The organism is Chitinophaga filiformis (genome assembly GCF_021646545.1).
Classification (GTDB): Bacteria; Bacteroidota; Bacteroidia; order Chitinophagales; family Chitinophagaceae; genus Chitinophaga; species Chitinophaga filiformis_A.
Window position 1 is genome coordinate 1,293,993 of record NZ_JAKIRP010000001.1, and the last position, 13,404, is coordinate 1,307,396.

The 13,404-nt window shown below is 46.9% G+C and carries 14 protein-coding genes; 3 read left to right on the top strand and 11 right to left on the bottom strand.

The genetic code is table 11. From position 1 onward, the window contains the following. Window positions 1-4 precede the first annotated feature (4 nt). The gene (locus L3C95_RS05385) at window positions 5-1,309 is read left to right on the top strand and encodes a 2'-5' RNA ligase family protein (RefSeq protein WP_236385753.1); all 1,305 of its coding nucleotides are present in this window, start codon (window positions 5-7) and stop codon (window positions 1,307-1,309) included. Between the two features lie 63 nt (window positions 1,310-1,372). Here L3C95_RS05385 and L3C95_RS05390 read toward each other — a convergent pair whose 3' ends face one another. The 5 genes from L3C95_RS05390 to L3C95_RS05410 all read right to left on the bottom strand — a co-directional run bounded on the left by L3C95_RS05390 (window position 1,373) and on the right by L3C95_RS05410 (window position 5,337). Further along, window positions 1,373-2,356, bottom strand: coding sequence for a FecR family protein (locus tag L3C95_RS05390; RefSeq protein WP_236385755.1), 984 nt, complete (start codon window positions 2,354-2,356; stop codon window positions 1,373-1,375). A 4-nt stretch (window positions 2,357-2,360) separates the two neighbouring features. Continuing rightward, complete coding sequence (locus L3C95_RS05395) at window positions 2,361-3,035, bottom strand: RNA polymerase sigma factor (protein ID WP_236385757.1); 675 nt, start codon at window positions 3,033-3,035, stop codon at window positions 2,361-2,363. Window positions 3,036-3,053: 18 nt separating this feature from the next. Then, the gene (locus L3C95_RS05400) at window positions 3,054-3,812 is read right to left on the bottom strand and encodes a head GIN domain-containing protein (protein WP_236385758.1); all 759 of its coding nucleotides are present in this window, start codon (window positions 3,810-3,812) and stop codon (window positions 3,054-3,056) included. Window positions 3,813-3,960: 148 nt separating this feature from the next. Then, on the bottom strand, window positions 3,961-4,278 hold the full coding sequence (locus tag L3C95_RS05405) for a carboxypeptidase-like regulatory domain-containing protein (protein WP_236385759.1): 318 nt from the start codon (window positions 4,276-4,278) through the stop codon (window positions 3,961-3,963). 318 nt (window positions 4,279-4,596) lie between these two features. Further along, complete coding sequence (locus L3C95_RS05410) at window positions 4,597-5,337, bottom strand: Bax inhibitor-1/YccA family protein (protein WP_236385760.1); 741 nt, start codon at window positions 5,335-5,337, stop codon at window positions 4,597-4,599. A 422-nt stretch (window positions 5,338-5,759) separates the two neighbouring features. Between L3C95_RS05410 and L3C95_RS05415 the strand changes: the two genes are divergently transcribed. Continuing rightward, complete coding sequence (locus L3C95_RS05415; protein ID WP_236385761.1) at window positions 5,760-7,607, top strand: 2-oxoacid:acceptor oxidoreductase subunit alpha; 1,848 nt, start codon at window positions 5,760-5,762, stop codon at window positions 7,605-7,607. A gap of 200 nt (window positions 7,608-7,807) precedes the next feature. Further along, the gene (locus L3C95_RS05420) at window positions 7,808-8,398 is read left to right on the top strand and encodes a DUF6134 family protein (RefSeq protein WP_236385762.1); all 591 of its coding nucleotides are present in this window, start codon (window positions 7,808-7,810) and stop codon (window positions 8,396-8,398) included. Window positions 8,399-8,508: 110 nt separating this feature from the next. Here the strand turns inward: L3C95_RS05420 and L3C95_RS05425 are convergent, their stop codons facing one another. From L3C95_RS05425 to L3C95_RS05450, 6 genes are all read right to left on the bottom strand, one after another. Continuing rightward, window positions 8,509-9,699 (bottom strand): Gfo/Idh/MocA family protein, encoded by a 1,191-nt coding sequence (locus L3C95_RS05425; protein WP_236385763.1) that lies wholly within the window; start codon window positions 9,697-9,699, stop codon window positions 8,509-8,511. Between the two features lie 115 nt (window positions 9,700-9,814). Further along, a complete protein-coding gene (locus L3C95_RS05430; protein WP_236385764.1) occupies window positions 9,815-11,044 on the bottom strand; it encodes a nucleoside permease in 1,230 nt (409 codons plus the stop codon). A gap of 98 nt (window positions 11,045-11,142) precedes the next feature. Beyond that, window positions 11,143-11,859 carry a YqjF family protein gene (locus L3C95_RS05435; RefSeq protein ID WP_236385766.1) on the bottom strand — a complete coding sequence of 239 codons (717 nt, stop codon included), beginning with the start codon at window positions 11,857-11,859 and terminating at the stop codon, window positions 11,143-11,145. 47 nt (window positions 11,860-11,906) lie between these two features. Then, a complete protein-coding gene (gene nth / locus L3C95_RS05440) occupies window positions 11,907-12,551 on the bottom strand; it encodes an endonuclease III (RefSeq protein ID WP_236385767.1) in 645 nt (214 codons plus the stop codon). A gap of 119 nt (window positions 12,552-12,670) precedes the next feature. Then, window positions 12,671-12,820: a hypothetical protein gene (locus L3C95_RS05445; protein WP_199654768.1), complete on the bottom strand. Its 150-nt coding sequence runs from the start codon at window positions 12,818-12,820 to the stop codon at window positions 12,671-12,673. Window positions 12,821-13,060: 240 nt separating this feature from the next. Then, entirely contained in the window at window positions 13,061-13,366 is a 306-nt protein-coding gene (locus tag L3C95_RS05450) for an FtsB family cell division protein (protein WP_236385768.1), read from the bottom strand. Window positions 13,367-13,404: the final 38 nt, after the last annotated feature.

The following is a 13,404-nucleotide window of genomic DNA, read 5'->3' on the forward strand; positions in this document are numbered from 1 at the left end:
TAAGATGACTTTTGAGAGAAACGAACGCCCCCGCAGGCCCTACTCTCCTCCTGGTGCAGACAAAGACCAAGATCCCAATAAGGAGAGACCAAGCGGTTACTTCAAACCCGATTTTAATAGTGAAAGAGAGGGTAGACCCGGCGGTTATAACCGGGATAATGACAGACCTTTTAATTCTGACCGTGAAGGCGGCGGCGGTTACAATCGTGGGGATCGTGATGGCGGCGGTGGCGGTGGATATCGCCCGCGCGACAATGGAGGCTACGGTGGTGGCGGTGGCTACGACCGTGATGGTGGTGGTGGTTACGACCGCGGTGGCGGTGGTGGCGGCTACAACCGCGGTGGCGGATACGGCGACCGTGATGGCGGTGGCTACAACCGTGAAGGCGGTGGTGGCGGTTACGATCGCGGTGGCGGTGGTGGCGGCTACAATCGTGGCGGCGGTGGTGGTGGTTACGATCGCGGTGGCGGTGGTGGCGGCTACAATCGTGGCGGCGGCGGTGGTGGTTACGATCGCGGTGGCGGTGGTGGCGGCTACAATCGTGGCGGCGGCGGTGGTGGTTACGATCGCGGTGGCGGTGGTGGCGGCTACAATCGCGGCGGCGGCGGTGGTGGTTACGATCGCGGTGGCGGTGGTGGCGGCTACAATCGCGGCGGTGGTGGCGGTGGCTACAATCGCGGTGGCGGCGGTGGAAACCGTGGCGGCGGCCGTCCGAGCTTTGGTGGCAGCAGAAAACCGTTTACACCAAAACCTGATAACAAGATTTACTTTATCGCCTTACTCCCTACTGCTGAAGTAGGTAAGGAGATCATTAAAATAAAGCAGGAATTTGCTGAGAAATACGGACCGGTATATGCGCTGAAAGTACTGCCGCATATCACCCTCCAGGTACCTTTCACAGCAGATCCGGCACTGGAAAAAGCTTTCTGTGATGAACTGGCAGAATTCGCCAAATCACAGGCTCCGTTTGAGGTTTCCCTCAATGGTTTCGGTACCTTCCCGAATAAACAGAACCGAGTACTGTTCATCAACGTGGAAAAGAGCGAAACAATGAGCGCCCTGCACAGACAGCTGATCAATTTCCTGCGTAAGGAATTTGGTTTCAGTACTATGCTGGCACGTACCGGCTTCACTCCGCATGTAACCGTGGCCTTCAAAGACCTGGAAGATGCGCAGTTTGAAAAAGCATGGCCTGAGTACGAAAATCAGGAGTATAAAGCTACCTTCAAGGTGAATAACCTGTACTTCCTCCGTCATAATGGCAAATCCTGGGAAGTTTTGCAGAAATGCAAACTGGGAGGTGCCTGATAATAAAAAAGGTGGTCTGTTACAGACCACCTTTTTTAATTTCCTGCTTAATTATTTCTTCCATTATTTCCTGTTCAGCTTATATACATTTCCTTGTTTTTCCCAGCTGGCAGTCGCACTAGCAGCAATCACATCCAGTACCTGCTCCAGTGGCTGATCGGGCGTTATGCGTGTCTTGATGGTATAGTCCGCCACGCTCTCCTCAGCAACGATCTTCACCCCATATAACGCCTCTACTTTTCTGATCACATGACCAATAGGTTCGTCATTGAAGACCATGATATTATCCTTCCAGGCAATGAAATCGTGGTTGGAAATAGCATCTTCCGACAATTGCTGATCTTTTCCGAAGGTCACTTTTCTGCCTTCTGTCAGGACAACTTCTTTTGATTCTTTTTTGTGGTCTGATACAGCCACTTTTCCGGTCAGCACAAACACTTCCACCGGCTGCACCGCATAAGCCTTTACATCGAAGGTGGTACCCAATACCTGTGTTCTTGTGTTGGCGGTATACACCACGAACGGGTGGGCCTCGTCTTTGACTACATCAAAAAATGCTTCCCCTTCCAGATGGATGGCCCTTTCGCCATCTTTGAAATTACCGGCGTAACGCAGGCTGCTGTTCTTATTGATGAATGCCTTAGTCCCGTCTGGCAGAACGATGATATTAGTCTCATTGGCCGCTGTCTGCACCGTGATCTGTTTAGGTGCGTTCAACATATACCATGCGGTGGCTGCACCGCCCAATAACAGCACAGCGGCTGCGGCACGGAAAGCGTACCAGCGGAAACTGCGTACAATACCGGTAGGTTCACTTGTAGCCTGCAGCTTTCTGTTGAAGCTGGCCCAATTCATCTCGACGTCAGGTGTTATGTCCACGTCTGCAGCACCAGTGAGGTTCCAGGTCTTTTGGAGTTCGCCATAATACCGGCGGTTTGCGTCATCTTCCTCCAGCCAGCTTTGCAGCTCTTCCTGCTCCGCCGGATTAAGATTGCCTTCCAGCGAGCGCGCAATCAACGTTTCTATATGGTCAAAGGTATATGACATGCGGTTAAAATTGTAAAAGTAAAGGATAAATAGCGGCGCCTGCCAGGAATAGCACGATCACCTGCAGGTAGTCCTGCAAGGACACTCTGAGCTTTTTTAAAGCGGTGATCATCTGGTTTTCCACTGTTTTAACTGAGATATTGAGCGTGCTCGCAATTTCCTTGTAGGAAAGTTCTTCATAACGGCTGAGTATGAATATTTCCCTGCATTTCTCAGGGAGTTTGTCAATTGCCTGCTGTATATGCCGGGTGGTTTGCTGCAAACTGCCGGTGCTCTGAGGGACTGCCTGAACAGGTTCCATATAGTCCTCTATCGGCATATGTACCCCTCTGCGTTTGTTTTTGTCAATGTAATCCAGTGCCATGTTAATACCTGCTCTGTGCAAATAAGCTTTAAAATAAACCTGCTGAAGTTCCGAGCGGCGGTTCCAGATCTTGATAAACACATCCTGCGCAAGATCTTCAGCGGTGGCATTGTCCTGAACAATGCGGTAAATTGTCTTACAGACAAAGGGAAAATAGGTCCTGAAGAGTGTTTCCATGAACGCCTCTTCATTCTCCTGCAATAGTTTTTGTAGTTGTGCATTTTCCGGCATAGTACAAAAATAGGTTTTGTCCTTATTCCTGCTCACAAAACTGCTGGCAGTACCTGAAAATGCTGCTATGTAGCTAGCCTGCATGTGTGACGCTTTCGAAAATTATAATTTAATGACTTTTCCTGATCCGGAAATATCTGTCCTGACAACTGCTGTTCCCCGGTATTTCACCTCTCCGCTACCACGTATGCTGACATCCAGAGAGTGAGAAACGTTTAATGTATGTCCGCCGGAACCTTCAACGGATATATCGGCATCTTCACAATAAAAGTCTATTCCGCGTACATCGCCGCTGCCGTCGATGCTGCTATGGAAAATACGGGCGTTACCGTTTAACTGGATATTACCGCTTCCATTGATCTCGGTTTCCAGTCTATCGGTCACGATCGGAAACCGGGCATTGCCACTACCATCCAGTCGGTATTCGAATCTGTCTGTTCTGATGGTGTCCAGGCTTTCTACGCTGCCGGAACCGGAGAAGAACACGGAATTGTAGGTGGCAGATTTAAGATAGATATCGATATCCCTGGTGTTATGCAAGCTTATACCTCTTTTAATACGTACATGGAGGGTAGTACCGCTTACATAAGTATCTATAGCACGCATCAGGTTGTCCTCTGCGGTGACCTGCACCGGCGTCGGAGGGCCTTGCTGCAGGTGAATATGCATAGGGCCATCAACCTCCACATCAGTGAACACACCTGTTTCCCGGGTTTCACTGATCACATAACCGGAGCCGGACAAGCGCTCTTTGTCGCAGGCTGACAGCATGATATTAAAAATCGCCAGTAACAGTAGTTCCCATCCGATTGTCTTCCATCTGTTATAGAGCACGCTTTTTCTATTATTGGTCTTTTTCATATGTCAAAGGGGCTTTACACTATAACGGCGGAGGAAACTATTACCCCTAGAAGGGCGAAATATGCCACAAAAAAAGAGCCGGCCATACAGACGTATGGAACCGGCTTTTTGATTAACCCCTATGAAAACCAACTATTGCTTTCGTTATTTATTGTTCTAATTTAATCTCGCCCAGGTCGGTCACTTTTCCTTCATCCACTTTTACATCAGAGATGGTCACATCCTTAAAAGGTTGTTTCGCGTCAATAACCACTGTATAAGTGCCTGCCTCAGCGCCCTGCAGTGTGAATGTACCGTCAGCGATGTCCGTTTTCAGTGAATCTGTACCCGAAATGGCCCAGACCATACTGGCTCCATCTAAAGGAGTTACTTTACCGGATATAGTGCCGCCGTCCATATTACGGAAGGCAAACACTGCTATAGCTGCAACTGCCAGAGCGAATATGCTCACGTTAACTGATCTCATTTTGTCAGATAATTTAAAGGTGATACAATTAAGTATGCCTTGTGGTGTGAAGCATATTGCTTGAGATTACGATTTAAAGAACTGACTAATAAAAATCAATTACCATGCCACCGGCGCTGTAATAAATTTATGTGGCAGTTTTTAACATTCCTTTACGAAGGCTTTAACAGTAAAGGGGTTATCCTTAACAAATGCCTGACACGCAATGCAAAATGGTCATGTCAGAATGGAGAAGGGCGGCAACAAAATGGCGCATCCTGCCAACAAAAAGCCCGCACATTTGTGCGGGCTTTTTGTACTATCTATCTATTGGATAGATTATCTTTTGCTGAGTTTGGATAACAGGCGGAGTATTTCCAGGTACAGCCAGATCAGCGTTACCAGGATTCCGAAGGAAGCATACCATTCGAAGTATTTAGGAGCGCCTTGTGCAGCACCAGTCTCTACCAGATCAAAGTCGATGATCAGGTTCAGCGCGGCAACAGTCACTACTACCAGGGAGAAAAGGATGCCCCAGGTACCACCCTCATGCAGGAAAGGTATGTTAATATTGAAAAAGCTCAGTACAAATGCTAATAAGTAGAACAAGGCGATACCGGCAGTTGCGGTAAAGACGATTGCCTTGAATCTCTCAGTAGCACGGATAATACGGGCGCTGTATAGTACGAGCATTGCGAAGAAAGTGGCAAATGTGATACCCACTGCCTGCAGCACGATACCCTCGTATATGTTGCTATATAGAACGGATATAACGCCCAGGAATAAACCTTCTGCCAGTGCATAGGCCGGTGCCAGGTATTGTGCCCATTCCTTCTTAAAGATAATGATGAGCGCCAGTACGAAACCGCCGATACCGCCGCCCAAGAGGAATGGCGTCAGGTCTTGTTGTCTTGCCGGTGCACCCCAGGCATATACTGCTGCGGCCAGTACCAGTACTAACAGGAAGGCCATTTTGTTGATTGTCCCTTTGATCGTCATAGTGCCTTCAGCCTGGGAGGAGCCAACTTTCTGAAGCACTTTCTCATTAAATACAGGGTTATTGGATTGAAATAATGCCATGGTATAAAAAAATTTTAATAACACTAAATTACAATTTCAGTAATAATTAATCACTATTTATTAGTCGTAGTTATAATATTAAGCTGTAAATTGCTGAGAATCAGCAATTGTAGGGAAGTGTAAATCAAATTCCCGAATACATAAACAAGAGATAGCAGGTCTGAAATAGCTTTGTAACTTAGCAGGTTGCTGTCACTGTTTATCAGGCGTAACGCAGGATCCAGCTGGGGAGCGGAGCAATTACTTAAAGTTATGAAGCATAACATATAGCTATACCCTCCTGAGCTGAAAAGTCTATAAGGTTTGTGTACTTTTGTTATTACTGGCCTTCGTATGATACGTTTAATATATCAGTGGTTACTACCTAGCGAATTATTAAATTTACAGCCTGAAAAACAAAGGATAGTTAAATAAGATATTCAATGTCAAATATTTCGGTTCAACAGATAGAAGATGTCGTGATAAAATTTGCCGGCGACAGTGGAGACGGGATGCAGCTTACTGGTACCCAGTTCTCCAACAACACTGCGTTGGTTGGCAATGACTTAAGCACCTTCCCGGACTTTCCGGCAGAAATACGCGCTCCGCAGGGAACCCTGCCAGGCGTGAGCGGCTTCCAGCTGCACTTTTCCTCTAACCGCATATTCACTCCCGGTGATGCCTGTGATGTACTGGTTGCCATGAACGCTGCTGCGCTGAAGGCCAACCTGAAAAGCCTCAAAAAAGGTGGTATCATCATCGCCAATACCGATGGTTTCGATGCAAAGAACCTGCGTCTGGCTAACTATCCTGACGGCGTAAACCCGCTGGAGGATGGTTCTCTGCAACCCTATCAGCTGCATACTATGGACGTGACCAAAATGACACGTGAGGCGCTGAAGGACGTGAACCTGGGTATGAAGGAAAAAGACCGAGCAAAGAACATGTTCGTACTGGGCTTCCTTTACTGGTTATATGACCGGAACCTGGAAAGCACCGAGAACTTCCTGAACGAGAAATTTGGCAAGAAACAGGATATCCTGGATAGCAACCTGAAAGCCTTACATGCCGGATATAACTTCGCTGATACAGTCGAGGCATTCAGCACCCGTTTCCATGTGGAAAAGGCACGTATGGAGCCTGGCACTTACCGTAGCATTACCGGTAATACCGCCCTGGCTTATGGTTTGATAGCCGCCAGCCAGAAGGCGAACCTGCCCATTTTCCTGGGTACTTATCCCATCACACCTGCCTCCGACATTCTGCATGAACTGAGCCGCTATAAGAATTTTGGCATCCGTACCTTCCAGGCAGAAGATGAGATAGCAGGTATCACCTCCGCTATTGGCGCTTCCTATGGTGGACACATGGGGGTTACGACCACTTCTGGTCCTGGTATGGCCCTGAAAGGGGAGGCAATGGGTCTGGCAGTAATGCTTGAAATTCCGCTTCTGATCATCAATATTCAGCGTGGCGGACCTTCTACTGGTCTGCCTACCAAAACGGAACAATCTGACCTCCTGCAGGCTTATTATGGCCGTAACGGGGAATGTCCGATGCCGATTGTATCTGCATCAACGCCTTCAGACTGTTTCAATGCAGTATTTGAAGCTTTCCGCATTTCCGTGGCACATATGACGCCGGTGATCTTCCTGAGCGATGGTTACATTGCAAATGGTGCAGAACCATGGCGTTTCCCACAGAGCAAGGACCTGCCAGCCATCCCTGTAAAGTTCAAAAAAGGACTGGAAGAAGGAGAGGAGCAGTTCCTGCCTTATCACCGCGATGAGAACCTCGTGCGTCCATGGGCAGTGCCTGGTACACCAGGACTGGAACACCGTATCGGTGGTCTGGAAAAACAGAACATTACCGGTAACGTAAGCTATGATCCGGAAAACCACCAGCTAATGGTGCGCATTCGTCAGGAAAAGGTAGACAAGATCGCAGATCATATTCCGCCTCAGCAGATAGAACTGGGTCCTGAAAAAGGTAAAGTACTGGTGCTCGGATGGGGTTCTACCTACGGAGCTATCAAGAGCGCCGTACTGGAACTGCTGGCAGAAGGACATGCTGTAGCGCACGCGCACATCAGGTATCTGCGTCCGTTCCCTAAGAACCTGGCAGAGATCCTGCACAGCTACGATAAAGTGCTGATCCCTGAGATCAACAATGGTCAGCTCATCAAGATCATCCGTGAACACTTCCTGATAGATGCGGTAGGTTACAACAAAGTTATGGGTGTACCTATCACAAAAGGAGAGCTGGTAACGAAGATCAAAGAGATGCTATAATAGCCGGCAAGCCCTTGCGATCAGCTAACTACAGCAGGATCAGGCGGATGCAGTTATCAGCCCGACGATTCATGATAATTTTATATAGATCCTGCCCTTTGGGGCAGGATTTTTATTATATTTAATACTATATAACAAAACAGGCCACGGCACGTTTGCTATATAGGAACGGATTACTACAACTAGCCAAAAGCTTTATCATGAAAGGCGCCATCTGGTCTACACTGTTTATATGCCTGTTTACATTGAACAGCGCATTGTTATACGCCCAAACGCACAATTACGAAATACGTTTCAGTAACCACGTTATCGGCAACGTCACTGCCCATTGTAAAGTGAATGGAGCTTCCCGCAATATCTCTATCCAAAGTAAAGTGGACATGAAACTGCTGGCCAAATTCAATCTGGATATCTCCTGCGATTTTGACAACAATGTCCTTGTCAGGTCGAAGGTGATAAAAAGCTCAGGTAAGGATGCCGACAACAAGACCATTATCACACAACGGGAAGCAAAGAATTACTCTGTTGTGCAGAATGGTGAGAAGTCTGTGCTGAATACGTCAGAAATCGTGCATTCCGTGGGCGAGATGTACTTTATGGAACCCAGGCAGATCACAAAGATCTTTTCAGAGACACTAGGCATCTTCCTGACGCTTAATTCCCTGGGCAATGGACTTTATGAGCTGTTGCTGCCAGAAGGCAAAAAGAATGTCTATAAATACGAAAAAGGGACACTGGTACAGGTGGAGGTATCCCAGGCATTGGGGAAGGCTTACATTATCAGGGTGTAAACCGGTTGACGCGGGACGGTGTATGCAGTTTTATTGGTGTAAACAATCTCCCGGCATTAGCCTCAAGATATTAAAAAGGGTCTTCAATTGAAGACCCTTTGTTTTACGCTTTATATTACGCGTTCGATGATCTGACCGCTTTTCTTTTCTTTCAGGATCAGCTTTTTGGCGCCGAAATGTGTCATCTCTTCTTTCACCAGATAGTGATCTGCATCGTAATCCACCAGGGTCTGAGGTTTGGTTAACCCCGTTTGTCCACGCCAGATATCCAGTTTTACTGGTTCCCACTGTTTGCTGGCGGCGCTGCGATAAGCTGCATCCAGTACCGCATTTACCACATAACCGTCGTAGAAAGTTTCTCTTGCAGGTGTATTATTTTCGATGGCATTGAACATGTCGGCAAACATGTGATTGTAGCCCAACTCATTCAGCTCATCTCCCACAGGGAATAACCATCCGCTGTTGCTCTCTGCTTTTTCAGCTACGTAATCAGCACCCTTACCGGTGGTGAACATGTCGAAACCGGTACGAAGGAAGCTATTCAGCCAGATAGTACCTTCGGTACCCATCACTTCGTCTCTCAGGTCAAGGCCGCCGCGGAATGTCCAGCTGACCTCAAACTGCCCAATGGCGCCATTCTCATATTTTACCAGACCAATAGCATGGTCTTCCGCATCAATAGGTTTAACCTGTGTATCAGCCCAGCACATTACTTCCACTGGTTTAATGTCCTTACCGATGAAGCTTCGGGCAATTTCTACACAATGGCAACCCAGGTCAAGGATACAACCTCCGCCTGCCTGTTCTTTATCCCAGAACCATTCGCTGTGAGGGCCGGGATGCGTTTCTCTTGATTTGGCCCAGAGTATACGGCCAAGGGCGCCGCCTTTTACACTTTCCAGCGCTTTAAGGAATTTAGGCGTGTATACCAGGTCTTCCAGGTAGCCGTTGAATATACCGGCAGCTTCCACCATTTCCAGCATGCGTTTCGCTTCTTCAGCATTGCGACCCAGGGGTTTGGTGCATATCACGCCTTTCTTGTGTTTGCAACAAAGCGCTACAGCAGCTTCGTGCAGATTGTTGGGCAGGGAGATACAAACAACATTCACATCCGGATGTGCGATGGATGCTTCCATATCGGTAGTCCAGTGGTCGACATTGTAGTCTGCTGCAAATTTTTTAGCGCTTTCTTCCCTGCGGGAATAAATACTGACAATCTTATCCCGGCTTCTCTGGCCCTGTAATGAGTCTGCATAGAAACGGCCTATAAAGCCTGAACCTAACATGGAAATACGTTGCATAATTATCTGATTGAATTAAGTGATAATGATCTGGGTTAAAATGAAAACTCCGCAGTAAAACACCAGGTAGACATAGGTAGTTCACTGCGGAGTGGTGATGTAGTGCAAAAATGTATTATGCTACTACTTGCCTTTTGCTGTCACGGAATGTTGCCATGAACAACAACCAAACTACAGCAGCAATGATGGATGGGATCATCCATACTTTCTGCCAGAAGTTATCGGTAGCATGTGTAGTATAGTAGTCAGAGATAATACCAGCAACCCAGAAACCTATCAGCATTCCAACACCATAGGTAGCCAGTGTTACGAGTCCCTGAGCGGCACTCTTGTATTTTTCTCCCGCCTGTTGATCAGTATATATCTGTCCTGATACAAAGAAGAAGTCATAACAGATACCATGCAGTGCTATACCGGTGATGAGCATGAATGCCAGCGGACCCGCGTTACCGTAAGCGAAGAGCAGGTAACGTACTGCCCAGGCGATCATACCGATCATGATGGTCTTTTTGAAACCAAACCGGCTGAAGAACACAGGGATCAATAATATGAACAGTGCTTCAGATACCTGGCCGATAGCCATTTTGCCAGTAGGATTTTCCAGGCCTGTCTGCTCCAGGAAGTGGTGTGCATTCTGGTAGTAGAATGCCAGCGGTATACAGATCAGGATGGATGATATAAAGAATACGAGGAAGTTTCTGTTGCTAAGCAGTTTGATAGCGTCGAGACCTAATATTTCTGCTATGCTGTCTTTCTGAGCCTTGTCTTTTACAGGAGGCGTTTTTGGAAGTGTGAAGCTGAACAGGCCCAGTAACAGGGATGCTACAGCGCCCATAGCAAAAGTATTTTTTAACGCGCCCGCTTCTGTGCTGGCTGGAGAATCCCAATGGAAAGCATAGCTGATAGTAAGACCAGCAATGATCCAGCCGACAGTACCCCAGACACGGATAGTGGAGAACTCCTTTTCAGGATTGTTCATCTGGCGGAATGATACAGAGTTCACGAGGGCAAGAGTAGGCATGTAGAGTACCATGTAGGCAAACACATAGGGATAAAATACGCTCACGCTCTCGGCACGATACATCTGGAACATGAGTGCTGCACCAACCAGGTGCAGAATACCCAGGATCTTTTCAGCATTAAAATATTTGTCGGCGATCATCCCTACGATGAAGGGAGCGATAATGGCGCCGTATGACTGTGTAGAGAACACACTTGCAGTCTCCAGACCGGATGCCTGAAGGTTTTTGGCAAGAAATGTTCCCAACGTAACGAACCAAGATCCCCAGATAAAGAACTCAAGGAACATCATAATGGACAACTGTAAGCGAGTACCTGATTTCATAACGACATTTAGACTTTATAACTCTGTTAAAACTTTAGCGGCAAAAGATAAGTAAAATATAAACGAAATTCCAAATTAGTGGTACGGATGGTGATGATTTACAGTAATTTTTTGGGCATCACACTGATGTCTGAGCCCTCCGCCAGCAATGCGGAAACAGGCGCCTGCTGCAACATTGGTACGAAGGCAGGTCCATAGAGTAGCGCAGTATCACAATGATAACTATATTCAACAACGCGATGTGTTCTCCACTGCGGATGGGCTACCTGGTATTCACCCGTGCGCGTCTCCGCCATCTGTGTATATCCCCAGTAATGGTCTGTAATAAATTCCGCCTCGCTGCCGGCAGCAATAGGGAGCGGTTCTTTCTCTGCCGTAGCTTTCAAAAAATTCCATTGCTGACCCACCTTCCATTCATAGGAGACGGCCAGCATATTGTCTGGCGTATGCAACCATTGATGCCGCATAGGATGGGTAGCATATTTTTCTTTATAAACGGTGTTGGCCACAAAGGTGATCATTCTCTTAGGAACAATCTCTTTCACAAATACGACACCTCGCTTCCATATGCCTGCTTCTTTATAGCGCACATAGAAACGGAGGTTCACTTCTTCAAAGTGGCGGTGGAAGGGAAGGGAAATACCTTTTACCCGGGTATTTCGGAAAAGAAAGCCAACCAGGCTAACATAGAGGGTATTGTTCCAGGTATCGAGCTCAGTATTGTAGGGCACCAGCGGCTGTAATACTGCCGGATCAGCCTCGAAGTTGATCATAAGGAGATTACGCCACGCAGCTGTCAGGAAAGGCTTTTCCATAAAAGCAGTTAATATTTGATAATGTCCGGCGACACAACTGGTCATTCTTATCCCCGGATCAGGCTGTGATAATATTTGCATACTGGTCTTAGCCCGCATTGCTCGCATTTGGGTGTTCTGGCCACACAAATATACCGGCCATGCAATATTAACCAGTGATGTGCGATATGCACCTTTTCTGTGGGAATATATTTCAATAATTGCTTTTCTGTCTGAAGGGGAGTGGTTGCGTTTGTAGTAAGTCCCAGACGGGCTGAAACGCGGAAAACGTGTGTATCCACGGCCATGTTAGGCTGCTGGTGGACAACGGACGTAATGACGTTGGCAGTTTTACGGCCCACACCAGGTAGTTTAACTAGTTGTTCTACGGTGGAAGGGATCTCTCCGTTGAAATCTTCCATCACCATCTGCGCCATGCCAATAAGGTGTTTGGTCTTATTGTTCGGGTAGCTGATGCTGCGTATCAATGGGAATAAGTCGTCGAATGTGGCATGGCTCAGGGCCTCTACATCCGGGTATTCCTGGAAGATGGCAGGCGTGGTCATGTTAACACGTTTGTCTGTGCATTGCGCAGACAGGATGACGGCTACCAGTAATTGATAAGGATTGTCGTAAATCAGTTCAGTCTCTGCGTTGGGAGCATGTTCTTCGAAATAGTTGAGAACAAAGGCAAAGCGTTCTTTCTTTGTCATACCTGTAAAGATAGGGCAAAGATAATATGCTGCAAATATGCCGGATGTACTACCGATAGCTATTCTTTCGTCCGTAAAATGTGTTACGGGCGTGACAGCTATAGCCTTGGGCCGTTATGCTATTTTGAAGGCGTGACCTTCCGGGCATAATCAGCGATAGCCTGAAGAGTTTCTGGTCTTGGAGAGAAACGGATAGTATCCAGCGCTTTTTTTGTTTGATTCAGACAAATTTCTTCTTCACGAGATAATTCCGGGTCTTGGTTTGTCATCTTTTTAGGTTTATTAGCGCTACTTGTTACAGAATGTAAGGCAAAAAAAGAGTGTGTAGAATTCCCCATGCAATATTTTTTTAATACAATTGATTCGTTCCTAACTATATAACGGAGATTGTGCAAAATGTATTGTCAGCCGTAAATGAAATATTTCGAAAGCAAAGATAGCCGGTCTATGTGACATCCGGCCAGGAAAGGGAAATGCTTAACGTGGAGATGCGAAAAAAGTGCGTTTTTTTATTCTTTCTCAGTGATAATGAACAGGTCTTCATCATCTTTTTTCATCAGGTACTTTTCACGGGCGAACTTTTCCAGCTTTTCCGGACTAGACAACAGTTCCTGTTGTTCTTTCCTGGTTTTACTGATCTCATCCTGGAAGAAAGACTTCTGTGCTTCCAGTTTGTTAACCTCGGATTGTAATTCGTACTGGGAAATAAAATTCTTACTGTCAATAAATGCCAACCACACCAGGAATGCGGCGGCGGATACGAAATATTTATTTCGCATGTAAGCTGGCACTTTGATGGATTTTAAACCTGGCATATGTGACTGATATATAACCGGAAACGGCTGTTTAAAAA